Genomic DNA, 25,119 nt, shown 5'->3' on the forward strand with positions numbered 1-25,119 from the left:
ACCGGTTCATGCTGCCATCTTCACGTCGCCCATTCGGCCTTCGTCGAGATCGAGCTCGAACAGCGCGCAGGGCACAGCAGTGCCGCGAGCGCGGGAGTGGCGCGGCACGACCGCGCCGGTCGGCCGGAAGCCGAGCTTGGTCAGCACGCGGCCGGAGGCAGGGTTGTCGAGAAAGTGACCGGCGCGGATATGCTTCACGCCGAGCGCGTGGCGGACCATCTGCAGCACGATCTGCCCCGCCTCGGTCGCATAACCGCGGCCCCAGGCGGAGGGAGTCAGCCAATAGCCGAACTCCCACGCGTCTTCGTCCCACCACGCGCCGATCGTGCCAATGAGCCGCGGGTACTCCGCCTCATGGCTGAGGATCACGAAACGGGGCGTGTCGGCCGCACGCGGCTGAGCGAGGAATTCCTCGGCATCGTCCAGCGTATAGGGCCAGGGCGCGCGGGCCAGATTGGCGACGACCGCTTCATGCGCGATCGCCTGAGTCAGCGCCGGTGCGTCCTCCGGCCAGCCGGGGCGCAGCGTCAATCTTGCCGTCCGAGCGAACATCGATACTCTCCTCATCGGTCGCATCGCCGCTCGCACGCCGGGATGACGTGAAGGCGACAATGGGTGGGGAGGGAGCATGAAAAAAGGGAGACCGGGGCGACCCGTCTCCCTTTTTGCGGTTTCCTGACGGAAACCCGGGTCGCCCAAGTGGGCAACCCGATCGGTTACCCGTGTTATTCGGCCGCGGCCGCCATAATGTCTACCGAGCAGAACTTGCGACCAAGCTTGCCTTCCTTGAAGGAAACGCGGCCATCGACGAGCGCGAACAGGGTATGATCCTTGCCCATGCCGACATTGGTGCCCGGATAGAATTTCGTGCCGCGCTGACGCACCAGGATGTTGCCCGGAACGACGACTTCGCCGCCGAACTTCTTCACGCCGAGGCGACGGCCGGCCGAATCGCGACCGTTGCGCGAGGAGCCGCCTGCTTTCTTATGTGCCATCTATACTACTCCTTACGCCTGGGCGGCCGGGGCTTCGCCCTCAGCAGCTGCGGGGGCCGCATCGGCCTTCTTTGCCTTGGCCTTCTTCTCCTGAGCACCGATCGCGGTGATCTTCAGGATCGTGTGCTGCTGGCGATGGCCGTTCTTGCGGCGATAATTGTGGCGACGCTTCTTCTTGAAGATGATGACCTTGTCGGCCTTCGCCTGCGCGATGATCTCGGCGGAGACGGTCAGTCCCTCAACCGACTTCAGCTCCGAGCCTTCGCCCGCCAGCAGAACGTCAGCGAGCGTGATCGACGCTCCTGCTTCACCGTCGAGCTTCTCGACGACGATCTTGTCTCCGGCGGCAACGCGATACTGCTTGCCGCCTGTGCGCACGATTGCGAACATGGCCCTCATCACTTTCAAAATGCATATGCCCGCGCAGGCAAGCCCGGCGGGAGAAGGGGCGCAGCTAAGGGAGACAGGCGATTCTGTCAACCACCGCTGCGGACAAATACGGGCGTTAGTGCTTGTGCTCGCGGCGCAGCTGGTAACGACCGTCGGCGAAATCAGTGAACAGGTCCGAGATCGCCGGATGGTCGACCGGTTCGTCGGTATCGTCGGCGATCAGATTCTGCTGGCTGACATAGGCGACATAGCTCGATTCCATGTTCTCGGCGAGCAGATGGTAGAAGGGCTGGTCCTTGCGCGGCCGGATATTCTCCGGAATCGCATCATACCATTCAGCGCTGTTGGCGAAGATCGGGTCCACGTCGAAAATCACGCCGCGGAAATCGAACATACGGTGGCGCACGATATCGCCGATCGCAAAGCGCGCATGGGATATCGCGGGCAGGGGAATCGCTGCGTCGAACGGATGGGCTGGGATATGGGCGCGGGGCATGGTTTCCAATCTAATGACTGTTTTGCGCTGCACAAGCAGTGATACGGCAGGGATCGTGACGGGGATGCTTGTGCGGTCGATGGGATTGCGTTAGAGGCGCGCGCTCTTCGACCGGCACCCTCGCTTTTCACAGGCCTGGGTTGCTTGCAAAGACCTCTGCGGAGAGGTGCCAGAGTGGTCGATTGGGACGGTCTCGAAAACCGTTGTGCCCTCACGGGTACCGTGGGTTCGAATCCCACCCTCTCCGCCACGGTCCCCTCCACTGGGGTCCGTACCGGGTCACAGATATCGACTTTTTCCTCCTGAAAACCGACGCTTAGCCGATCAGTTCGGCCGCGGCCGTCCGTATCCGTTCGTGTCCTTCCGGCGAAGTTCGGGGACTCAAACGTGGTATCGGCGGTCGAAAAACGTGGTACTTTTTTCTGGAGGCAAACTTTGCTCACCGATGCAAGGATCCGTGCGGTTCAACGCGGTTCCGAAGGACTAACCAGGTCAGGAATCGGCAAGGTCCGGGTCGAGTTCAACCGCGCGCGCACGGTCGGATTTGGCAGCATCCAGATCGCCCAGCGCTTCGCGCGCTTCAGCGCGGCGCCAATAGGCGAGCGCGAGCTCCGGATCGCCTTCGATGGCCACGTCGAACTCCTCGATGGCGCGTGGATAGTCGTCGACCTGACGATAGGCCTCGCCCTTGGCGTTCAGCGTGACCGGATCGCGCGGCGACAATCTGAGCGACGCATTATAGTCGCGGATCGCCCGATCCTGACGCCCCTGCGCGGCATAGGCATTGCCGCGATTATAATAGGCGGCTTCATAATCGGGCTCGAGGGCCAGAGCCTTGTCGAACGCCGCGATCGCCTCGTCATATTCAGCGGCATCGTGCTGGATCAGGCCGAGCGCATTCAACGCATAGGTCGATTTGGGATCGAGCTTGAGCGCCGCATCGATGTCGGCCCGCGCCGCGGCGGGTTGACTCGTACGCAAGGCAAAGGCCCGCTGGACGCGAAAGCTCGCCTCCGTCGGCGTGGCCGCGATCGCCCGCCCGTAATCCGCGACGGCCTTCGCCGTGTCTCCATTCGCCTCGAACAATGCGGCGCGGCCCGTGAGGGCAGCCGTCGATTGCCGATCCAGGCGGATCGCGCGATCATAGGCAGCCATCGCGGCCTTGGAGTCGCCGGCCTGACTCAGCGATTTCGCCTCCAGCACCAGCGCATCGAGTGGCTTGGGCAACGCGGCCCGCGCGTGATAAGCCGTCGCCGCGGCCCGCCAGCGTCCCAGATTGTAATTGGCGTCGGCGCGGCCGAACAACGCCTCCGCATTTCTGCCGTCGATCGCGAGCGCCGCATCGAACCGCACCAGCGCCTCCTCATGCCGGTCGAGCCGGATGAGCATGCTGCCGATCGAGTTCAGCGTGTCGACATCGTTCGGGCGTAGCGCATGCGCCTGCTCGAAATCCGCGAGCGCCTTTGCATTCTCCTTGCGGTCGGCAAGGATCCAGCCGCGATTGTACAACGCGCCAAGAGACGGCTGAGCCTGGATGACCGCGGAATAATCGGCCAGAGCCTTGTCGGACTGGCCGAGCCGACCGAAGACCAGCGCGCGCTCGAACCGCGCGTCATGGTCCTCGCCAGAGCCCAACAGCGTGTTGAGAATCGCCAGTGCGGCTTGCGAATCGCCGGTCTTCCGTGCCGTTCGCGCGACGCCGAGCGCGGCGGTGCGATCGTCGGGGCTGGCCGCCAGCGCAGCGCGATAGGCGGCGCCGGCGTCCGCATCGCGACCGAGCGCCTCCAGCGCTTGCGCATGCGCCAGCTGGCCGCCCTTTACCGACGGGTCGAGCCGCAGCGCCCTGTCGCTGTCGCGCAATGCCGCCTTGGGATTCGAGCCCAGTTGCGCAATCGCCTGAGCCACGAGCGCGGACGCATCCTCGGCCGCCCCCGCGACCGGCGTGGCAAGCGCAATGGCGACCGCCAGAACCGCCCGATATTTCATCGCTCGCCTCCCTTGCTGCCTTTGCGCGCCCGATCCACCGTCGGTGCCTGGGCGTTCGGAGGCGCACCGTTAGCCGGCTTGGCGATCGCCACGATGGGGGCCGGAGCGAGCCACCTGGACGCTGCCGCCTTCACCTGGTCGAGCGTGATGGACGACATCAGCGGCTCGAAGTCGATCGCCTCCCTGATGAACGCTGGATTCCCCGCGGATCCGTCAAGCGCTCCTGCCCACCAGATGTTGCGGCCGCGCAGCGATGCCATCTGGGCCAACATCGGCCGGCGCGCGGCTTCCAGCGCCTCGGCCGTGATGCTGCCCGATGCGATCTTCCGCGCGACGATTCTCGCTTCCGCCACAAGGCTGTCCAGATCGGTCGGGCTTCCCTCGATCTGCGCCATGAGAACACCCTGATCGGCAAAGTCGGGCATCTGCGTCAGCACCTGAGGCGCATAGCTTTTGCCAAGATCAATCCGGATGCGCTGTCGCAATTCCGTGTCGAACACCGCCGCTGTCAGTTTCAGGGCATATTCCTCTGCCCGGCGTTCGGGCGTCGCGACGTAAAGCGGCCAGACAAGGCGCGCCACCGCGCGATCCGCCGGGCCTTCATGGGTGGCGCGGATGAGCGGCACGGGTCGATCGGCGACCCGCAGGAAGTGCGAATCGGGAAGCGCGCGGTTCGCCGTCTGCCGTGGCGGCAGCGCACCGAAGGTATCCGCGACCAGCCTGATCGCGGTCGCCTCTTCCAGATCGCCGACAATGGTCAATTCGACGGGCGCCGAAACCAGGGCCGGCTTCAGCAGTCGTGCGAAATCGGCAGTGCGCCACGCATCCATCGTCGCGCGTGGCGGCATCACCTCCGGATTGTCGGGATCGACGGCCGTGACAAAGGCATCGGCCAGAACCGCGCCGGGATTGCTGCGATACATGCGCGCCATCAAATCGACGGCATCGGGAAGCCGTTCGTCGATAGTGGGACGAAAGCCGGGATCGGTCATGAAGGCGGCGTACACTTGCAACTGGGTTTGCAGATTCGCTCTGGTCGTCGAGCTGGCGAGAACGAAGGCCTCGTTTCTCAGCTGAAGCGTCAAATCCCAGCCTACGCCGCGCAGGCTCGCCGCCATGTCCTCCGCAGACAGGCGCCCGAGGCCGCCGGCCGACAGCAGGCCTGAGGCCAGGTTCGCCGCGAACAGATCCTTGTTGGGGATTTCACGCCTTCCAGCGCCGAACCGTACCCTGAGTTCGACCTCATTCTTCTCCAGCGCCGATCGTCTGAAGTTCAGGATCGCGCCGTTGGCGAAGCGCAGGCGGACGAAGCCGGGAACCTTGATCTCTTCGCGCTGGACGACGGCGCCCGCCGTTCCGAAATCGGTATAGGTCCAGTCGTGTTTCTCGCGATCGCTGAAGGCGGCCAGCGCGGTTCCCTTGTCCCCGACAACCCATGCGGCGCGAACGGCCTCCCGCTCGACCGGCTTCGACGTCACAAGCGTCACCAGAGGGCCGTTACCCGACCATGCTTCGCCAAAGGACGCCTTGACGCCGGCGGGGTCCAGATCCTCGACGGCCACATCATAGGCGTGCATCGCTTCCCGCGGTGATGGCGTGGGGCGCCGATCCAGCGCGCGGTCGACGATAGTGTCGGCCAGCGATGGCCCCAACCGGCCTTCGGTAAGGGAGATGGCGCCACGCAACGCCCCGCGGCCGGCCTCCAGCTCAACCTCCAGCTCCCGTTCGGTCGGCCCGTCCTTCGCGAAACGGCGAAGCTCGGCCTGCGCGGCCGCGAGCCCTTTTTCCCATTTCCCGGCGGAGGGCATCACGATCAGACAGGTGCCGGTATATTCGCGCTGGCTGGTATCGACGACAGCGGCCCCGACAAGACCACTGCCGCCGGCATTGACCAGCGACTTGAACCGGTCCGCCAGGATGGCCTGCCAGATGCCATCACGCGCCGCTCGCGTCGTGCGGTCGATCTCGCTGGCGTCGCGCGGCATGGGCGGCCGTACCCGGCATGCCGACACGATCGTCGGCATGCCCGGGGCGACCGTCGAGAAGGCGTCTAGTCCGCGGCCGAGATCGACCTTGCCGAAAGGCGCCCGCTCCGGCCGGTCGCCCTTTCCTTGCCAGGTCGAGAAGCTCGCCTTGATTCTCGCCTCCAGCGCCTCGACGGGCTGGTCGCCAACGGCCACCAGCACGGCGTGGTCGGGCCGGTACCAGCGATCGTAGAAGGCATGCAACCTGTCCGGCGTGGCCGCCGCCAGCGCCTCGGGCGTGCCGCCGGGAAGCCGGTTGATCGCGCGCATCTCCGGCGTATTGAAGCGACCCACCGCTTCGCTCGCCCTGGTCTCGTCGCTTTCGCGCGATTGGCGCTCAGCCAGCACGACATTGCGTTCGAGCATGACCGCGGGAGCCGGGAAAATGACGCCGTCGGCGACGTCGCGCAACCAGCGAAAGCCCTCGTCCGCCGCCTTGTCGTCCGCCTTCGCGAAATCAAGCTTGTAAGTGGTGGCGAAAACCGTGGTCTGGGCATTCTGGTCGCGGCCGAACGCGACGCCGAGTGGCGCGAAGCGACGATCGAGTCCGCCGTCCGGCGCGGACCGGGTCGCGCGAAACGCCATATGCTCGACCAGATGCGCGTAGCCGCGCTCCGTTTCCCCTTCCTCGAAGCTGCCGGTGTCGATGCCCAGGCGCAGCGAAAGCCCACTGGCTGGAAGCGTCGCTCGCATGACGAAGTAGCGCATGCCGTTCGGCAACACGCCGGACCGGATCGCCGGATCGGCAAGGACGGTACGGCGAACCGGGATCGCATCCGCCGATGGCTTGTCCTGCGCGATCGCGACACCCGCGCCACCAAGGGCCAGCACAAGGCCGGCGCCGATTATCCGATTCCCGATCGCCACATTTACCCCCGATTCCCGCCAGCCTAGCCGGAGCGTTTCAGTCACGCCAGCGACGCGGTGCGCGGTCAGCGACGATCAGCGGAATGCAGCCGATCTGCGCGTGGCTTGGATCGAGGTTCGACACTGTCCAGAAATGGTTCAGGCGGCGGGCGCGGCGTCCCAGCAGGCCAGCCACGGCAAAGCCCGGCAGTCCAAGGCGGCGAGTCGGCGGAGTCGTTCTACGATCCTACCGGGTCGTGTCCTGGGCCAGGCAGCATCTTCGGGTCGAGCAGGACCGGGAGCAGTCGCGCGGTTATCTGCCAACTGAGCGTAATGTCACCTCAGCGCGGCAAGACGCTCCACGATTTCGGGTACGTCCTCGTCTGCGATCGGTGCGCGATAAGCATTCTGCATCTTTCGCACGACATCCCGCCACTGGGTGGCGGTCAGCCTGGGTTGGTGGTATATCATCGTCGCGGAATGGCAAGCGAGGCAATTGCGCTCGAGCATGTCCGCGCCGGGACCAGTGAACCGGGCCTCGTCGGCCGGAAGGGTTATGCTGGTGGTGCGCAAAGGCCCATGGAATGCCCGCCTGTCCCGATCGGGGCCAGGCGTCGCAAGGGAGCTGCAGCCTGCCAGCAGGAATGCTGCGGCCAGGCCAGCGAGGTGCTTCGTCCGTTCAGGCCAGGGTGACATGAATCGTCTCCACGCAACCGCGCATATAGCCGCCGGGATTCCAGTTGGGGATCATCGCCTGGGTTCGCCCGGCGGTGTTGGTACAGCGGCTGAGCAATGTCAGGGGACCCCGTGCCGGAACCGGCAGGGTGGCGCCGAACTGGCGAAAGCCATGGCGCCCCTGGTCCGGCCCGAGTGGCGCGTCGACCCATGTCTGGCCGCCATCGCTCGATATGTCGATCTGCCTGACGCCGCAGTCCCCGCCCATTGCGATGCCGCGCACCGGCAACTGCGGGCGGAACGGCAGCGAGGCCCCGCTGGCCACTGACGTGATCCATGATCGCGGCACCATCGTGCTGATCGGTGCGGTGGGGGAAATCCTTTGCCCCGGGCTCGACATTGGCGTCGGCGGCGGTTGGCACCTTATAGGCCTTCGCCATCCAGTAATTCTCATCCGGCCCGGCGAGGACCTCGATCCGGTTGAGTGCCTTCACCCAATAGGTGGAATACCAGCCGGGCACGACCAGCCGGAGCGGGAAGCCGTTCAGCATCGGCAGCTGTTCGCCGTTCATGGCAAAGGCGATCATCACCTCGCCGTCACGCGCATGGTCCAGCGCCAGCGATTTCTCGAACGGATCGACATCGGTCAGCGGTCGATCCAGGCCGCCGAAGCGGACCGCGCCCGCCCCGGGACGGACGCCGGCCCGATCAAGCACCGCACGCAGGCTGACGCCCTCCCACATTGCATTGCCCATCGCGCCATGCGCCCATTGCGCGCCGGGCACGCGCGGTTCGAAAAAGGCGCGCGAATTGCCCGAACATTGGTTGACGGCGGCGTAGGACAGGCGCGGCATGCGCAGCAATTCGTTGAGGCCGAGCGAAATCGGCCGACCCACCTCACCCGTGATGTCCAGGCGAAAGGCAGTTGCGTCCACTTCAAGCGGGATATCACCCCAGTGCCAGCGCACATAGAATTGGTCATTGGGGGTGAAGACGCCGCGATCGAATACCGCCATCGGCGTTTCAAGCAGGGGCGGCCGGTTGCGCTGGACGATCATCGCCTTCTTCTGCGGAAAATCCGTGGCGAGAGCCCGGTTTTCAACGCCCCGGTTCAGCACGAGCCGCACGCTGGACGGAGTCGCTGCGGCCGCCACCGCGCTGCCGCCGGCCAGGCCGCCCAGCGCCAGCAACCGGCGGCGGGCCAGGCGGGACGCAAGCAGGAAATCCAGCCTATCCATCGCTCCCAGCCCATCCATCACTCATTGCCTTCCCAACCAGGCCCGCAGGCCGCCCTTTCGATGCCCGCCACCGGGGTGCTAGGTCGGTCTGCAGGAGCCACGATCATCCTCGCCCGCACCATATTCTGAACCGGGTCGCAAGGGCGATCGGCGTGGATCAGGCTAAAACCTTTGCTTGTGCCAAGACGCTCTATTTTGCGCAGTGGAAGGCCAATACCCGCGGCAATCTTGGCACAGTCGAATTCGCGCGGGCAATTACATCGGAAAATATCACGGTAGTTCGTGATATCGCGAATTTCATGATCGGCCGAGAACTGCGCGGAGGCAATAGGTTACGCCCTGAGTTCGAAATCTTGCCTTCAGCCGTCGGCCGATAAATGTCACTTCGGTGCAAACGTCGATTGTCCGCACAACCGGCGGGATGCTCTACTGTCCTTTAATCGCCGCGAAAGATTCGGCCGCTACATGCGGCGATGGCGCCAAGGGGGAGCACAGGGTGGCAGACGGGGAAAGGGCTTCATCCTTGCGGTCATCCGCCACGCCTGCGGGTCTACTGGCCGCCCCGGGCGACGGCAGCTTCGACCGTGTCGCGCATCTTGCCGCGGTCGCATTGCATGCCGACGTTGCGATGATCGAGCTAATTGATGGGCATGGCATCTGGCATCACCGGGCCGATCGGTCCGTCCTTGGCACCTCGATCGCCATTCGCCACGGCGGCATCGATCCGTTGCCGGCGCCCGCCGATCTGCGGCGGCTGTCGAACCCGATGGTCGCGCAGGACCATGGTTTCGTATTCTACGCCTGTGTTCCCTTGCAGAGCGACGGCGTCGATCTCGGTAAGGTCGTCATCCTCGACCGTGCGCAACGCGACGCGAGCGCCGAGGAGGTTACGCTGTTGCGTCGGCTGGGGGACGTCATCATCGAAATGGTCGAATGGCGAACGGCGGCGGCCAGATATGTGGGGCAGGCATCAACCGCCGGCGCGTAACCCGAATGCAGCACGGCCGCGCGCGGTGAGCAGCGCATCGACGACTTCGGGCCCACGGGTCGCGCCGACCAGCAACGCTTCATATTGAAGAAGTCCGGCATCGCTGAGCGCCTGCACGGTGCGCAGAAAATTCTGATTTGAATCCTGGCGACCGTCCAGACCGACATTTTCGGAGGTAAGCGTCATCGGCGCTGGCCAACATTCCAGAAGCACGCCCATCAAGGCATGAAGCTCCGGTGAGTTCGGCCAGTCAATATCCTTAACGAACAGCATCGCCAGACTCCTAAGTACCGGAAGTATGCGACCTCAGTTCCATCCGTAGCTCTCAACTGGCCCAGCTTGGTTAACGTTTACCTAACAACGGGTAACGAGTTGCAAGCGCTTGCCGAGGGCCGCGGATACGATCCGCAGCCGGACAGGCCACTTTCCCCCGAAAATTCTATATACCCCCCGGATAGCGCCCGACCGCTGTCCGTTACGGTAAATTACCGGACCATTTTTGTAAGATTCTTGATGTTATTGGTCCTGGAGAGGAATCTTATCTTGATCGCGGCAGATCATCAACTATAAAAATCGGTAGCGTTCCGTATCCTACAGAATTCCATCGGTATAAGTTGCTGTTTTACAGTAAGGTAGTCGCTGCGTTCTTGATGCGGCGCGGTCGATGCACGAATAGCTGCCGGTCGCTTTTGCGCGACAGCATTGTCGGACGATGGCATGGCGGGGCGGCATGCGGGTATGGCCCGGGCGATGCGTAGCGGCAGATCAGCGGAACTCCTGACGACGATGGATGACCCCCCGGCACTGGCGGCCCGATACCTTCATTATACCGTGTTCGGCCTGACCGTTCGGTCCGAGATCGAGCTTCCCGAGCTCAATCCGGTCGATCCTGGCGCCTTCGACGTCGACATCGCCTATCGCGACCTCAGCGCCACGGCGCCGGGCGCGAGTGACCTGAGCGTGACGGCGGATGGTGCGCTGCTGTGGGTGCCGCAGATCGGCCGTTACCGGATCGAACGGGGATGCCGTATTCTCGTCGATCCGGCGGACGGCGTGTCGTCGCGCAATATGCGTCTGTTCCTGCTCGGCTCGGCGTTCGGCGCGTTGCTGCATCAGCGCGGATTGCTGCCGCTGCACGCCAACGCCATCGTGATCGGCGGCCGAGCGGTGGCGTTTGCAGGGGCCTCGGGCGCGGGCAAATCGACGCTCGCGGCGTTGCTGCACGATCGCGGCTATCCCCTTCTGTCCGACGACGTATGCGTGATCGGACTCGATGGTGCCGGGAGCGCGATCGCCCAGGCCGGCGTTCCCCAGATGCGCCTGTGGCACGATGCGGTAGAACGCTCCGGCCGCAACGTGCGCGATTTCGAGCGGGCGCTGGATGGGCGGGAAAAATATTATGTCCCGGCCCGGCGGCATGACGCGCCGGCTGCGCTGGGTGCGATCTACGTCCTGAAACGGGCCGGCGACGATCGGGAAGGGCAGGTCGGGGGGGGCGGGCAGGTCGGGATCAGGCGGTTGCGGGGAGCCGAGGCGCTGAACGCGGTGCTCGCGCATACCTATCGCGGTCGCTATGTCGCTCCGCTCGGGGAGACGCGGCGGCACTGGACGGACTGCAGGACGCTCACCGCCCGAGTGCCGGTCTTCGAGCTCGAACGGCCATGGGATCCGGCGCTGCTCCCGGACACGATCGCCGCGGTCGAGGCGCATCTCCACGGGGACCCAGCATAATCCTGGTCAGGCCGCGGCGACCAGACCCGGCAGATGCCGCACGAAGAGCGCGGTCATCGCCGGACCGGGCAGATCAGGAACCGAAGCTGAGCGCACCGTCGGGAATGATTGGATCGAAGCTGTTTTCAGCGTCGCCGGCCTTCATTTTCGCGATCCGCGGGGTGACCCACGGGAGTTTCGGTGCCGATGCGGGCTGAATCCGCGATGGCTTATCGACCTGCTTCATGCGCGTTTTTCCCTGCAAAACTTGAATGACCCGTAATTCATAGAACAAAATCCGTCCCGGTGAAGCTGTATACACCCAGTGTCGTTACCGCGATGGCGAAATCGGCGATGCCGTCTCCGTCTACATCGCCCTCGACCGTCCAGCTGGTGCCCGAGCCCGAGACCCGCAACTCGCCCGCGACATGGTTGAACGCGCCGCCGCCGATATAGGAAAAACCATTGTTGCCCCCGGCGGCGGTGCTGGCATCGATCACCGAGAGGTCGATATGATCGCCCGCATTGAAATCGGTGATCTGGTCCATCGCGCCTGTCGTCGATTCGGTGATTGCCCGGAAATAGAAGGTGTCGTTGCCACCGCCGCCGGTCATCACATCCTGGCCGAGCCTGCCCCAGAAGTTATCGGCATTCGCGCCGCCGGTCAGCGTGTCGTCGCCGGCGCCCATCATGAAGCGGAACGAACCGTCGCTTTCGTCCGAGCCGTCGAACGTCACATCCTCACCCGCCTTCAGCGAATTGGCCGAGATGGTCAGGACCTGACCGGCGCCGACATTGGCGTCGTCGAGCGTGACATCATAGTCGAACGAGGTTCCCGGCGCCGCGAAGCGCGCATCGGTCGCCGACAACAGCACCAGCGTCTCGATGTTGGTCATCGTCGTCGCAAGGAAGGTGACCCCGGCCGAATAATCGCCCCGCAGCCCCAGCTGATCGTCGCTGCCGCCCTGGCCGTCGACCCGGTCGGCGGCAGAGAAGCGCCCGTCATCGCCGAAGAAGAACGCGTCGCTGCCCTGGCCGCCCGTCAGGTCGTCCTCGCCCTGGCCGCCATAGATGAGGAAGGAGCCATCGGTTTCCGCCGCGCCGTTGAAGGTCAGGTTCTCGCCGGCCTGCAACAAATTGGCGTTGACCGTCAGCGTCTTGCCCGCCGCGACATTGGCGTCGATCGTGGTCAGATCGTAACTATACTGGTTGCCGCTCGTGTCGCCGAAGCTCGTCGTGCTGCCCGAGAAGATCACCAGCGTCTCGATGCCGCCCAGGTTGTTAGCCCCGAAGGTCAGCGCGTTCGGGCCGCTGTAATCGCCCTGCAAGCCGACCTGATCGTCATCCCCGACGCCGCCATCGACGCTGTCGGTCGAATCCAGCTCGGCACCGAAATAGAAGCCGTCGCTGCCGCCGCCGCCGGACACGCTGTCGGTGCCGCCGTCCTGAAGCATGTAGATGTCGGCGGTGGACCGCGCGGCGATGGCATCGTTGCCCGCGCCGCCGCCCAGCCGGTCGCCGGTGGAGGCCACGCCGTTGATCGTCACCGAGACCGTGCCCGTGCCACCACCGTCCAGGGTGTAGGTGAAGCTGTCGGTGGCGCTGGTGTTGACCGCGCCGGTCGCGGCCGCGGTCGCAATGTCGATCAGCCCGTTGAACGCGCCATGCGGATCATAGGTCAGCGTGCCGTCGCTGTTGAGCGACACGCGCGCCCCCGATGTCAGCGTGGTGAAATCGCCCGGGTTGACCAGCGTTGCGCCGTTGACCGTCGCCAGCGCTACACTGGGGCTGTCGATATCGGTGTCGTTGGCCAGCACGTCGACGATGACGGTCGCGTTTTCCAACAGGCTGAAGCCTGTGTCGTCGGTCGCTACCGCGGCATCATCGACCGGGTCGACCGTAATGCCCACCACCGCAGTAACGCCCGTGCCGCCTCCGACGCTGTCGTTGTTGTATCCGCTGATCGTGCCGTCCGTCACGTTGGCGACCACGATGTCCAGGTCGCCGTCACCATCGGGATCGCCCAGGGCGATGCCGATGGGTTGCGCACCGCTGGCCAGATCGATCGGTGCCTGGAACGTGCCGTCGCCATTGCCGGCCAGGATCGAGATCGTGCCCGGATCGTTCCCGTTGGTCACGACCAGGTCGATGAAACCGTCTCCATTCAGGTCGCCCGCCACGATCTGGTAGGGGACGCCGTCTGTGGTGGTGGTATAACCAACAGCCGCGGCGAAGGTGCCGTCGCCATTGCCGAGCGCGACCTGGACCCCGCTGATCGAACTCGGGTCGGACAGATCGGCGAGCGAGGAAAAGGCAATGTCGAGTTCGCCGTCGCCGTTGAAATCGGCGACGACCAGATCGGTGACATGGGCGGCGCCGGTCAACACTTGAGTAGCTGATCCGAAGGTGCCGTCGCCATTGCCGAGCAGGACATTGACTGAACCCGGCGAGCTCGACCCGGGCGAGGTGCCGACACTGCCCGTAACAAGGTCGAGGCGCCCGTCGCCATTGACGTCGCCGATCGCGACCGAGCTGACGATCTGGCCGGTTATGGTGGCATAAGCCGGCGGCTGGAAGACACCGGGCGCGCTCTGCAGGATGACGCCGACACGGCCATTATTGGCATCGGTGACGACCAGATCGGTCAGGCCGTCGCCGTTCAGATCGGCGACCTGCAGATCAAAGGCATAAGGGACCGCGGAAATGACTTCGGTATCGCCGGTGAGCGAGGAAACATAACCGACATAGCCGTCGCCGGTCCCGTCCGTATCATAGCTGGCAAAGCCGATATCGGTCAGGCCGTCGCCATCGAAATCGCCAAAGGCGAAGACACTGGGTGCGCCCGCCGGTATGCCAAAGCCGCCGCCGATCGCACCGCCGACCACGGCAATGCCGCCATCCAGTCCGATCACCAGCTCGGCGGATGAATCTCCGTCGAGATCGAAAAGGCCGACCGCCGATGGCGACGTGCCAAGGATAAGGGGTGGGAAGGAGGAAAAGGCGATGCCCCCGCCTGAGCTGGCGGTATTCGCAGAGATGTCCAGCTCGTCCGGCCCGTTATAGTCCTGATCGCCGAGATAGGTCAGGCCATTCGTTGCCGCGAGCGTCGCGTTGATCTGGTCCTGCGTCGCAGTGAGCGTGATGGAGGCCGAGCCGTCGGCGCCGGCGGTGATGGCGCTGGAGTCGATACCGCCTACGACGTCGGTACGGATGTCGAGCGTGCCATGCGCCACCTGCAGGGTGACGGTCACCAGGCTGGTCGCCGGATCGGCCGCGACGCCGTCGACGACGATGCCGGTCAGCGCGATCGCCGTGTCCTCGTCGCCGGTGACGTCCGGGCCGGTCAGGATCCCGGCAAAGGGAAGTACGTCGAGTGCGACGGTCGCGCTCGCGGTCTCCGCGCCGTCGACGAAGGTGAAGGACACGTCGCGCGTGCTGGCGGCGGTCAGGTCGTCGATATTCTCGTAGAGGATGCTGCCCGCAAGCAGCTCGATCGCGCAGGCGCAGGCATCGGCATTGAAGGTGACGACCAGCGGCGCACCGTTGACGCCGCCGCTCCACGTGCCGACAATCTCGCCTTCATAGGTGATGTTCGATCCGTCGACGCCCAGTTCGCCGGAACCGGTGCCGATATCCTCGATCGTCAGCTGATCGCCCGCGGTCGCGCCGGCGATCGCGATGGTCATCGTCGCGCCATCCCAATCTTCATTGTCGTCGTCGAAGGCCGCATCGAAGGCGAGATAGATCGGCCCGTCGCCTTCCGTGAAGGTGGCGACGGCGTCGTTGCCGGCGGCGAAATAATCGAGATCGAGCTCGGGCGCGTCGTTCACCGCGGTGATGACGATATTGGCGGTCGTCCCGCCGCTCTGTTCGCCGCCGTCGCCGCTGTTGCCGCCGTCATATATGTCGAGCGTCAGCGTGGCGCTTGATGGTGGGAAATCGTCGTCGGCGGTATAGGTTACGACGCTGCTGGCGTCGCTGCCGAGCAGGGCGTTGATCTCGTCGATCGTGCCGGTCAGCGTCACTGCCCAGCTGTCATTGTCGGTGACGACGACGCTGGTGCCGCCCGCCTCGATGTGCAGCACGCCGTAATCGACGCCCAGCACTACCGTCACCTCGCCGGTCCCGGCATCGGGGTCGGCGACGGAAAGCCCGGTGTCCTTCAGGTCGAGCGCGACCTGTTCGGTCGCGGCATAATCGGTGAGCGGCGCGGTCGCGGTCGGCGCGTCGTTGACTGCGACGATGTCGAGCACGATCTGCGCGCTGCCCGTGTCGGATCCGCCGAGAGCGGTGCCGCCACCGTCGATCAGACTGAATTCCAGCGTGCGCTGGTCGGTCGTGGGAGTGTCGGAGATGGTCCAGAAAGCGATGTTCCGGATCGTCGCGTCGACCGCGCACTGGCAGGCGTCGGCGTTGAAGGTCACGACCAGCGGCTGGCCGTTATCGCCGCCGCTGAGGGTCCCGACGACGACGCCCTCATAGCTGAGGGCGGTGCCCGACAAGCTGATTTCGCCCGGGCCGGAGCCGATATCGATCACGGTAAGCTGGTCGTCGGCGGAGCCGTTATTGGTGATCGAGATGGTCAGGGTGGCGCCATCATAGCTGATATTGTCATCGGTCAGGGTCGTGAAGGGCGCCAGGCTCATCAGCGGGTCGCCCTCATAATAGGTTGCGACTGCGTCGTTGCCGGGTTCGAAAACGTCGAGGTCGAGCACGGGCGCGTCGTTCACCGCCGAGACGGCGACGGTGACGGTGGCGGTATCGGTGATCCCGGCGCCGTTGCTCGTGACATAGTCGAAATAGGCGGTGCCGTTGAAATCGGCGTCCGGGGTGAAGGTGACGCTGCCATCCGCGTTGAGCACCGCCGTGCCCCCCGCCCAGGCGCTGACGCTGTCGATCACCAGGGTCTCGTTGCTCGCGACACCGTCATTGCCCAGAATGTCGGCAGCGGTGAAAACGATCGGGGTGTCTTCGGTGGCGGCAAGCACGTCGTCGATCGCGTCGACTGCTGGCATGATGTCGAGCAGAATGCTGTAGGTGCTCGAGCCCCCGACGGACGACGGGTCGCCGATCTCGACGCTTGACGCATAGAGTTCCAGCTGGAGTCCTCCGCTGAAATCAGGGGCGGCCGTCACGGTCAAGTGCGCTGTGCCGGCGGCCAGCGCATCGAGAAAGGCTGCATCGTTCGGATCGCCGCGATCGATCACCCAGGCGCTGGTGGGATCGCCGCTGTCCAGGCGATGCCCCGCCGATAGCGTGAAGTTTTCGGGAAGCTGGCCGATCGTCACCTCGTTCAGCATCTCCGATCCGTCGAGATCGGCGAGGGTTATCGTGGTCGGCAGCTCGACCGTATCGCCGGCCCGGACATGGATAAACTCCGGTGTCGGATCGAAGTGACGGATGAACAGGTCCTGGGCGGTCCCACCGGCTGCGCTCAACTGCAGCCAGCCGACCGTGAAGGTGCCATCGGCATTAACGATGATCGTCGGCTGCACTTCCTGGATCGGATTGCTCGAACCGTTCAGGCCGGTGTTGCTGACGTTCACCGCGCCACCCGCCGCCGGCGTTCCGTCTCCCGAGAAGACCTGAGTGAAGATGTCGTTGGTGCCATCGACGCCGTTGTTGCCGATCCAGGCGATGACGAAGCGGCCATCGGGCAGCGCGGCGACATCGATCGAGAATTCGGACGAAGAGGAGAGGTTGAGCGGCGTGAAGTCGGAGACCACGGGCGTGCCGTCCCCGGCGAACACTGCGACATGCAGTTCGTCGTTGCCGAAGCCGTCGTCCTGGTGCCACGCCACCACGAAATTGCCGCTCGTCAGGCCCGCCACGACCGGCAATTCTCCGCCGCTCGCATTTGCGGGAATCTGCGTCCCGGGGATGTCGTTCTCGTCGACTCGCGTGGCGACGATCATCCCGCCGCTCTGGGCTGTAACGACGAAGGCGCCATCGTCGCCCAGCGCGGTGACATGGTGGGCGGGGGGATCGAAGCTCGATCCGGAACCGAAGCCGGGATCGGCATTGGCCACGATCAGGAAGGGGCCGCCATAGACGCTGCCGTCGGCGCCGTACCGCTGGGCATAGATGTCGGCGCCGCCGCCATTCTCCACTGCCCAGGTCACGACGAAGCCGTCGCCGACCGCCGTCACGGTCGGATCTGCCTCGCGCGCGGTGGTGCTCGCCGCCGTGGTCACGGTCAGGGCAGGCGTCGTGCTGCCGGCCGCGTAGAAGGCAGTGACGATATCGCCGCCGCCGGTCGATCCGCCATCGACGACCCAGGCGATCGCGAAGCTGCCATCGGCCCGGCCGGCCGCGGTGGGCTGAATCTCGTTGGCGCCGCCGCTGGCGGTGACGGCGAACGCTGCGCCCTCCGGCGCGCCATTGGCGTCGTAAATCCGGGCGCTGACGCTGCCAGGAAACAGCCCTTGCTGCCAGACGACCAGCGTCCGCCCGCCATCCAGCGCGGTTACGACCGGCCCATTCTCAAGGGAGGAGGTGCCCGTCACATTGAGGGCCGGACCGAGCACGTCAGGCTGGTCGTTGATGTTGACGTCGATCAGTGGCGCGTCGGCGATGGGATCCGCCGTGATCGTTGCCGTTGAGGGGGTGGAGACCTCCGATTCGCTGTCGACCGCGACATAATGGAAATCGGTGGCGCCGCTCCAGTCGAGGTTGGGCGTGAAATAGAGCACGAGCGTCCAGAGACCCGTGTCTGCGTCGAAATAGTCGGCGACGTAATCCGCGCCCACGCTGACGGGATTGCCCAGGAAATCGGTGAGCGTGCCATTGGCCGGCAGGTCGTCCAGGCGGAAGATCGGGGGGATCGAATCGCCGTCTTCCTGGTCATAGGCAGTCAGGGTGACGAAGATGATTCCATCTTCCATGCCCACCGCATCGATATCGTCCGATACTGGCGTTGCCATCGACCTGTCCCCCCAATTTTCCGTCCGCCCCCGCGGATTTACACGCCCGCGTATAACCAATTAAATAGAATCCGTCACGGAAATTGCTGGCACTGATAGTGCCATATAATCTCCCCTTCTCCGGCATTTCCTCCCGGGCGAAAACGCTCTAAGGGGCCCCGATGGCATCGTATAAAGAACCCACCTTCAAGGACCGCGCCGCGCTTTCCGCGCAGGCCAAGCAGGCTGCTCTCGAGAAACTGAAAGCAAAGCCCCCGATCGACCCGGCCGTTTCCGCCGAGCGCGCTGCCGCTCGTGCTGCAAAGGAAGTCGCCGAGGCCCAGAAGCGCGCCGACAAAAAGGCCGCGATCGAGCAGGCGAGGCTCGACAAGATCGCCAAGGCAGAGGCCGCCAAGGCCGAAGCCGAGCAGCTCGTGGTCCGCGCCGAGCTGACCGAAGCCGAGAAGAAGGCAGCGCGCGACGCCCGCTACGCCGCCCGCAAGAAGCGCAAATAACCGGGCCAGCCGAGCCCGGCAGCCCTGTTCCCCTTGCTGTCGACTCGCTCCCCGAAGGAACGGACGTTACGGCAGGTTCTTCGCCAGTTCGTCGAGCCAGGGCTTCGCGGTCCCGTCCGATGGCGCGCGCCAGTCACCGCGCGGGGACAGTGCGCCGCCGGCCGAGACCTTGGGCCCGTTCGGGATTGCCGAGCGCTTGAACTGGCTCGTCACGAAGAAGCGGACGAGGAATTTCTCCAGCCAGCCGCGAATCGTCGGCAGATCGTAATGGTGGCGGCCGGCGCGTGGGAAATCGCGTGGCCAGCGGCCGGCCTTCGCGTCGCGCCAGGCGTTCAGCGCCAGGAAGGCGATCTTCGACGGCGCCATGCCGTGGCGCACGACATAATGCAGGAAGAAATCGTTGAGCTCATATGGGCCGATACGCGCCTCGGTGCTCTGCATCGCGCCGTCGGCACCGGCCGGGACCAGCTCGGGTGAGATTTCGGTCGCGAGGATCGCCTCGAGGATGGCGTCGGTGTCGCGGTCATATTGGTCGGTGCGAATGCACCAGCGGATCAGGAACTGGATCAGCGTCTTGGGCACGCCGGCGTTGACCGCATAATGGCTCATCTGGTCGCCGACGCCGTAGGTGCACCAGCCAAGCGCCAGTTCGGACAGATCGCCGGTGCCGACCACGATGCCGTTGCGCTGGTTGGCGAGGCGAAACAGATAATCGGTGCGCAGGCCCGCCTGGACGTTCTCGAAGGTCACGTCATAGACTGGCTCGCCGCGGCCGAACGGGTGGTCCATGTCGGTGAGCATCTGCGTGGCGGCGGGGCGGATATCGATCTCGTCGCCGTCGACGCCGAGCGCGTGCATCAATGCCCAGGCATTGGCCTTGGTATGGTCGCTCGTCGCGAAGCCCGGCATGGTGAAGCCGAGGATATGGCTGCGCGGCTTGCCCAGCCGGTCCATCGCCTTGGCCGCGACGATCAGCGCATGCGTTGAATCGAGCCCGCCCGAGACGCCGATCACCAGCCGCTCGACCCCGGTCGCCTCGATCCGCTTCAACAGGCCTTCGACCTGGATGTTGAACGCCTCGAAGCAATCGGCATCCAGCTTCTCGGGCGTGTTGGGCACGAACGGGAAGCGGCGCAACTCGCGCACCAGCCCGACATCGGCGAAATCGGGTTTGTGGTCGAACGCGATGCGGCGAAACCGCGTTTCGGGATGGCCGGCTACCAAAGCTGAATCGTTGAACGTGCCGGTGCGCATCCGTTCCTGGCGCAACCGTCCGCAATCGACATCGGCGACGATCATGCCCGCTTGCTGCGGAAAGCGCTCCGATTCGGCCAGCAATTCGCCAAGCTCATGGATCATGCCCTGGCCGTCCCAGGAGAGATCGGTGGTGCTTTCGCCCGGCCCGGCGGCGGAGAAGACATAGGCGCACATCGCGCGCGCGCTTTGCGACGCGCAGAGCAGCGCCCGCTCGCGCGCCTTGCCGACGACGATGTTGGAGGCGGATAGGTTGCAGCAGATCAGCGCGCCGGCCAGTGCACCCATCGTGGAGGGCGGGGTAGGGGCCCAGAAATCCTCGCAGATCTCCGCATGGAATATGAAATGGGGCAGGTCGCTCGCCGCGAAGACCAGGTCCGGGCCGAACGGCGCCGTCTGGCCCGCGACCGCGATCTCGCCGCTCAGGCCGGCGCCGCTGGCGAACCAGCGTTTCTCGTAATATTCGCGGTAATTGGGCAGGAAAGTCTTGGGCACGACGCCGAGCACCCGGCCGCGCGCGATGACGACGGCACAATTGTAGAGCCGCCCGTTGCGGGGCAACGCCGCACCGACCAGCAGGACCGGGCGAAGCTTCGCGCTGGCCGCGACGACTGCCGCCAGCGCATCCTGCGTTGCCGTCTGCAGCGCGTCCTGCAGGTGAAGATCGTCGATCGCGTAGGAGCTGATGTTGAGTTCCGGAAATACCAGCAGGTCCGCGCCGCGCTTGTGCCCATCCTTTGCCAGCGCGATCGTCGCCGCGGCGTTGGCTGCCGGATCGCCGACGGTCGCGCGCGGGGTGCAGGCGCCCGCGCGGATCAGCTCATGGCTGTGGATCGAATAGAAAGGATGCGCTTTCGCCATGGCAAAAGCGCTTAGCGACGTTTCGTCAGCATTGCATCAGGGTAGCCGCGCGATCAGCACGGCCGCGACCGTGGCGGGCGCACCCTCGATCTGCAGCACATAGGCGCCGGGCGTCAGCGTGAAATCGACCATCTTGCGTACCCCGGCGCAGCCCAGTCCGTGCTTGTGCGCGACCGATTGCAGCACGGCGCCATCCTTCGCGATGGTGATCCACGCGGCGGTGCCGAGCGCCACGCGATAGGTGCCGGCGGCCGCGACGGTGAAGCCGGCCATGCCGCTGTTGGTGGTCGCGGCCGGGGCCTTGCCCGGCGCAACGGCGAAGACGATCTTCGCGCTCGGCGAAAGCGCCAGATCGGCGCGCCGGCCGATGGTCACGATCGCCCGGGGCAGATCTGCCGCCGTCGTTGCGGCGACGACCGGCGAGGGCGATGCCCAGCCGGCGAGTTCCAGCGGCAGGACGGGGCAAGTGGCCTCCTGTGCTGCGGCGTTGGAGGGTATGGCGCCGATCATGGCCAGCGCGATCAGGGGAGCAAGTCTCATCCGTCACCTCTCGATCGATCCACTCACGGCATAGCGCGCCCCGCGGCATGCCGCCATCCGCTTGACGGCTAAGGCCCCAGCGTTACGCAAGTGTTTCAGGTAATTGGAGTCGAGCGATGAAGAAGATGCGGGCGTTGACGGCACTGGCGATCGGGACTGCCTTCCTCTTCGGAACCGGGGCGACGGCAAAGACCGTGGCGCATCCCAAGGCGGAGGCACAGGCGCTCGATCTCGCCAAACAGGCCATCGCGCTGCGCTCGGTGCGCGGCCCTGGCAACCAGACGCCCCAGGTGGCGGCGCTGTACAAGGCGGCGCTGGTGGCGGGCGGGTTCGCCGACGCCGATGTGGAGATAACCCCGGTCGATGACACCGCCTATCTGATAGGGCGCTGGCGCGGATCGGATCCGACGGCGAAGCCGCTGGTGATCTCGGGCCATATGGATGTGGTCGCTGCCAACCCGGCCGACTGGCAGCGCGATCCGTTCACCGCCGTCGTCGAGAATGGCTATCTGTTCGGCCGCGGCGCCAGCGACATGAAGCTTGACGGCACGATGGCGATCGCCGCGCTGATCGAGTTGAAGCGCTCCGGCTACAAACCGCGGCGCGACATCGTCATCGAATTCTCGGGCGACGAGGAAACGGTGATGAAGACGTCGCGGCTCATCGCCGACAAGCTCTCCAATGCCGAGATCGTGCTCAACATCGATGGCGGCGGCGGGCTGCTCGACGAGACGACCGGCAAGCCGGTGCTGTGGACCTGGCAGGGTGCCGAGAAGACCTATGCCGACTTCGAGCTCACCGTGACGAATCCCGGTGGCCACAGCTCGGCGCCGCGCAAGGTGAACGCGATCAACCAGCTGTCGGCGGCGCTGGTGCGGATCGGCGATTATCAGCTCAAGCCGGAGGTGAGCGACGTGACGCGCGCCTATTTCGTCGAGGCGGCGAAATATGAGGATGCCGAAACCGCCGCGGCGATGCGCGCCTTCGCCGCCAACCCGGCCGACAAGGCCGCGATCGCGACGCTCACCGCCAATCCCGCGACAATCGGCAAGATCGGCACGACCTGCGTCTCGACCATGATCAAGGGCGGCCATGCCGAAAACGCGCTGCCACAGCGCGCGACCGCCAACATCAACTGCCGCATCTTTCCGGGGCACAAGCCGGCCGACATCATGGCCGAACTGCAGAAGGTCGCGGCCGATCCCGCCGTCACGTTCAAGGATGTGACCGAGGGTTCGATCGCCAATGACGCATCGCCCATGCGGCCCGATTTCGTTGCGGCGGTCAACAAGGCGATGAAATCGGTCTATCCCGGCGTGCCGGTATTCCCGAGCATGTCCTCGGGCGCGAGCGACAGCATGTGGTTCCGCTCGCGGGGTGTGGCCAGCTATGGTGCAAGCCCGACCTTCGGCAAGGATTCGGACGATTTCAGCCATGGCCTGAACGAGCGGGCTCTGGTGTCGAACATCGCGCCGGGCATCACCTATTATCTGTCGCTGTTCACCGATCTGTCGAAATAACAGGGCGGGTCCGGTCACGTCGCAGGAGATTTTCGCCATGGCTATTCAGGCTGAGCGGGGCCGTCATTCACGTCGTCAGTTTCTCGCCAATGTTGGCATTGGTGCGCTGGCTGCGGGTTGGACTGGCGCGGCCCAATCGCAAGGCGCGGCGACGCCGCCGCAGCAGCGTGCGGTCCGGCCCGTTGCCAAGCTGCAACCCTTCGACATGGCGGACGTGACGCTGGAGGACGGGCCTTTCCTCCACGCTCAGCAAATGACGGAAAAATATCTCCTGAAGCTGCAGCCGGACCGGATGCTGCACAATTTCCGCTCGAACGCCGGCCTGGAGCCGAAAGCCCCGGTCTATGGCGGCTGGGAGTCCGAGGCGATCTGGGAGGAAATCAACTGCCACGGGCATACCCTCGGGCATTATCTCTCGGCGTGCGCGCTTGCGTACCGCTCGACCGGTGAAGAGCGATTCAAGCAGCGCATCGAGTATATCGCCGGCGAACTCGCGGCGTGTCAGGAGGCGGCCGGCTCCGGCCTGGTCTGCGCGTTTCCCAAAGGCGCAGCCCTGGTCTCGGCGCACCTGCGCGGGGATAAGATTACCGGCGTCCCATGGTACACGCTGCATAAAGTCTATGCCGGCCTCCGCGACGCCGCCTTGCTCGCGGACAGCGAGGCGTCGCGAGCGGTGCTGTTGCGGCTGGCGGATTGGGGCGTGGTCGCCACCCGTCCGCTGACGGACGCCGAATTCGAGACCATGCTCGATACGGAACATGGCGGCATGAACGAAATCTACGCCGATCTGTATTTCATGACCGGCAAGGCCGAATATCTCACGGTCGCCGAACGTTTTTCGCACAAGGCCATCATGGAGCCGCTTGCCAGGGGGCGTGACCATCTCGACGGGCTCCACGCCAACACCCAGGTTCCCAAGATCGTCGGTTTTCAGCGCGTCTACGAAGCGAGCGGCGACGCGAAATATCACGATGCCGCGGCGTTCTTCTGGAGGACGGTGGCGCTCACGCGCTCGTTTGCCACCGGCGGACATGGCGACAACGAACATTTTTTCGCGATGGCGGACTTCGGCAAGCATGCCTTCTCCGCCAAGGGGTCCGAAACGTGCTGCCAGCACAATATGCTGAAACTAACCCGTGCGCTGTTCCTGCACGAACCCCGGGCCGACTATGCCGATTATTACGAACGCACGCTCTACAATGGCATTTTGGCGTCTCAGGATCCTGATTCGGGAATGGCGACCTATTTCCAGGGCGCTCGTCCCGGATACATAAAGCTCTACCATACGCCCGAGGATTCCTTCTGGTGTTGCACCGGAACGGGCATGGAGAATCACGTCAAGTACAGGGACTCGATTTACTTCAGGGACGGCCAGGCGCTCTATGTGAACCTTTTTGTGCCATCCTCGGTGCGGTGGAAGGAAAAGGGGGTGGTTCTTACCCAGATGACCACCTTCCCCGACGCAGCGACCACAAAATTGCATTTGAAGCTGCTCCGGCCGACGCAATTCACCCTGAAGCTGCGCCATCCCGGCTGGAGCCGTACCGCGACTGTCCTGGTCAACGGCGTCGAGGCAGCATTATCGTCCCGTCCCGGCAGCTATATCGATCTGACGCGCAGCTGGAATAACGACGACCAGATCGACCTGAGGCTGGTCATGGCGGCATCGGCCGAAACCACACCTGCGGCTCCCGATATCGTCGCCTTCACCTATGGCCCATTGGTACTGGCCGGAGCGTTCGGGAAGGAGGCATTGGCTGCCGGCTCCGACATCGTCGTGAACGAACGCAAATATGGCAGCTACAATGATTCGCCCTTCACGGCGCCAACGCTTGCCGGGAATCCGCAGGCGCTCGCAAAAAGCATTCGAGCCAGCAACAAGCCATTGGAGTTCACGATTGCTTCGGAACAGGGGAGACCGGTTCGGCTGATCCCATATTACCGTATCGCCCACGAACGATATGCGACCTATTGGCAAGTCGGGCCGGACGGAATCCGAAACCCGGCTTGAGCTGCGGTGACGCTGTCATGCCGGGGGAGCGATTTCAGCCACCTCGTTCAGCGCATGATCCTCGCGTCCTGCCATGGCGTGACATAACGCTCGATCTTGCGGTCGTTGCCGGGTCAGGATGCGCTTGCCGCTCAGGCGTGCCAGTCCAGCCGTGGTTTTCGGCCGGCG

19 protein-coding genes and 1 tRNA gene are annotated in these 25,119 nt (G+C 64.8%); 7 read left to right on the plus strand and 13 right to left on the minus strand.

Annotated features, from left to right (window positions below; genetic code table 11):
* Positions 1–6 precede the first annotated feature (6 nt).
* The 4 genes from U1769_RS08950 to hspQ form a co-directional block, all read right to left on the minus strand.
* Positions 7–552, minus strand: coding sequence for a GNAT family N-acetyltransferase (locus U1769_RS08950; RefSeq protein ID WP_332714850.1), 546 nt, complete (start codon positions 550–552; stop codon positions 7–9).
* 173 nt (positions 553–725) lie between these two features.
* Complete coding sequence (gene rpmA, locus U1769_RS08955) at positions 726–995, minus strand: 50S ribosomal protein L27 (protein ID WP_332714851.1); 270 nt, start codon at positions 993–995, stop codon at positions 726–728.
* A 12-nt stretch (positions 996–1,007) separates the two neighbouring features.
* A complete protein-coding gene (gene rplU, locus U1769_RS08960) occupies positions 1,008–1,385 on the minus strand; it encodes a 50S ribosomal protein L21 (protein ID WP_332714853.1) in 378 nt (125 codons plus the stop codon).
* Positions 1,386–1,500: 115 nt separating this feature from the next.
* Positions 1,501–1,881 carry a heat shock protein HspQ gene (hspQ, locus tag U1769_RS08965; protein ID WP_332714855.1) on the minus strand — a complete coding sequence of 127 codons (381 nt, stop codon included), beginning with the start codon at positions 1,879–1,881 and terminating at the stop codon, positions 1,501–1,503.
* 160 nt (positions 1,882–2,041) lie between these two features.
* On the opposite strand from hspQ, the gene U1769_RS08970 reads away from it, so the two are divergent.
* Positions 2,042–2,131: transfer RNA gene (locus U1769_RS08970), tRNA-Ser, on the plus strand.
* Between the two features lie 242 nt (positions 2,132–2,373).
* On the opposite strand, the gene U1769_RS08975 is transcribed toward U1769_RS08970, so the two are convergent.
* From U1769_RS08975 to U1769_RS08990, 4 genes are all read right to left on the minus strand, one after another.
* The gene (locus U1769_RS08975) at positions 2,374–3,867 is read right to left on the minus strand and encodes a tetratricopeptide repeat protein (RefSeq protein ID WP_332714857.1); all 1,494 of its coding nucleotides are present in this window, start codon (positions 3,865–3,867) and stop codon (positions 2,374–2,376) included.
* Positions 3,864–6,758: a M16 family metallopeptidase gene (locus U1769_RS08980; RefSeq protein ID WP_332714859.1), complete on the minus strand. Its 2,895-nt coding sequence runs from the start codon at positions 6,756–6,758 to the stop codon at positions 3,864–3,866. The genes U1769_RS08975 and U1769_RS08980 overlap by 4 nt, the downstream gene beginning before the upstream one ends.
* 37 nt (positions 6,759–6,795) lie before the next feature.
* Entirely contained in the window at positions 6,796–6,933 is a 138-nt protein-coding gene (locus U1769_RS08985; RefSeq protein WP_332714861.1) for a hypothetical protein, read from the minus strand.
* 358 nt (positions 6,934–7,291) lie between these two features.
* The gene (locus U1769_RS08990; RefSeq protein WP_332714863.1) at positions 7,292–8,668 is read right to left on the minus strand and encodes a molybdopterin-dependent oxidoreductase; all 1,377 of its coding nucleotides are present in this window, start codon (positions 8,666–8,668) and stop codon (positions 7,292–7,294) included.
* Between the two features lie 134 nt (positions 8,669–8,802).
* Between U1769_RS08990 and U1769_RS08995 the strand changes: the two genes are divergently transcribed.
* The gene (locus U1769_RS08995) at positions 8,803–9,027 is read left to right on the plus strand and encodes a hypothetical protein (protein ID WP_332714865.1); all 225 of its coding nucleotides are present in this window, start codon (positions 8,803–8,805) and stop codon (positions 9,025–9,027) included.
* An 11-nt stretch (positions 9,028–9,038) separates the two neighbouring features.
* Entirely contained in the window at positions 9,039–9,638 is a 600-nt protein-coding gene (locus U1769_RS09000; protein WP_332714866.1) for a GAF domain-containing protein, read from the plus strand.
* On the opposite strand, the gene U1769_RS09005 is transcribed toward U1769_RS09000, so the two are convergent.
* Complete coding sequence (locus U1769_RS09005; RefSeq protein ID WP_332714868.1) at positions 9,621–9,911, minus strand: hypothetical protein; 291 nt, start codon at positions 9,909–9,911, stop codon at positions 9,621–9,623. The genes U1769_RS09000 and U1769_RS09005 overlap by 18 nt on opposite strands.
* 513 nt (positions 9,912–10,424) lie before the next feature.
* Between U1769_RS09005 and U1769_RS09010 the strand changes: the two genes are divergently transcribed.
* Entirely contained in the window at positions 10,425–11,369 is a 945-nt protein-coding gene (locus U1769_RS09010) for a hypothetical protein (RefSeq protein WP_332714870.1), read from the plus strand.
* A gap of 73 nt (positions 11,370–11,442) precedes the next feature.
* Here the strand turns inward: U1769_RS09010 and U1769_RS09015 are convergent, their stop codons facing one another.
* Positions 11,443–11,595, minus strand: coding sequence for a hypothetical protein (locus U1769_RS09015; RefSeq protein ID WP_332714872.1), 153 nt, complete (start codon positions 11,593–11,595; stop codon positions 11,443–11,445).
* Between the two features lie 37 nt (positions 11,596–11,632).
* Complete coding sequence (locus tag U1769_RS09020) at positions 11,633–18,271, minus strand: FG-GAP-like repeat-containing protein (RefSeq protein ID WP_332714873.1); 6,639 nt, start codon at positions 18,269–18,271, stop codon at positions 11,633–11,635.
* 161 nt (positions 18,272–18,432) lie between these two features.
* Between U1769_RS09020 and U1769_RS09025 the strand changes: the two genes are divergently transcribed.
* Positions 18,433–18,765, plus strand: coding sequence for a DUF6481 family protein (locus U1769_RS09025; protein ID WP_332714875.1), 333 nt, complete (start codon positions 18,433–18,435; stop codon positions 18,763–18,765).
* Between the two features lie 66 nt (positions 18,766–18,831).
* Here the strand turns inward: U1769_RS09025 and U1769_RS09030 are convergent, their stop codons facing one another.
* Together U1769_RS09030 and U1769_RS09035 are read right to left on the minus strand one after the other, a co-directional pair.
* Positions 18,832–20,880 (minus strand): NAD(+) synthase, encoded by a 2,049-nt coding sequence (locus U1769_RS09030; protein ID WP_332714877.1) that lies wholly within the window; start codon positions 20,878–20,880, stop codon positions 18,832–18,834.
* A gap of 36 nt (positions 20,881–20,916) precedes the next feature.
* The gene (locus U1769_RS09035; RefSeq protein WP_332714879.1) at positions 20,917–21,420 is read right to left on the minus strand and encodes a homogentisate 1,2-dioxygenase; all 504 of its coding nucleotides are present in this window, start codon (positions 21,418–21,420) and stop codon (positions 20,917–20,919) included.
* Between the two features lie 125 nt (positions 21,421–21,545).
* On the opposite strand from U1769_RS09035, the gene U1769_RS09040 reads away from it, so the two are divergent.
* A complete protein-coding gene (locus U1769_RS09040) occupies positions 21,546–22,940 on the plus strand; it encodes a M20/M25/M40 family metallo-hydrolase (RefSeq protein ID WP_443030337.1) in 1,395 nt (464 codons plus the stop codon).
* 37 nt (positions 22,941–22,977) lie between these two features.
* Positions 22,978–24,951 (plus strand): glycoside hydrolase family 127 protein, encoded by a 1,974-nt coding sequence (locus U1769_RS09045; protein ID WP_332714883.1) that lies wholly within the window; start codon positions 22,978–22,980, stop codon positions 24,949–24,951.
* Positions 24,952–25,119 lie beyond the last annotated feature (168 nt).

Source organism: Parasphingomonas zepuensis (genome assembly GCF_036663735.1).
In the GTDB taxonomy this organism is placed as follows: Bacteria; Pseudomonadota; Alphaproteobacteria; order Sphingomonadales; family Sphingomonadaceae; genus Sphingomonas.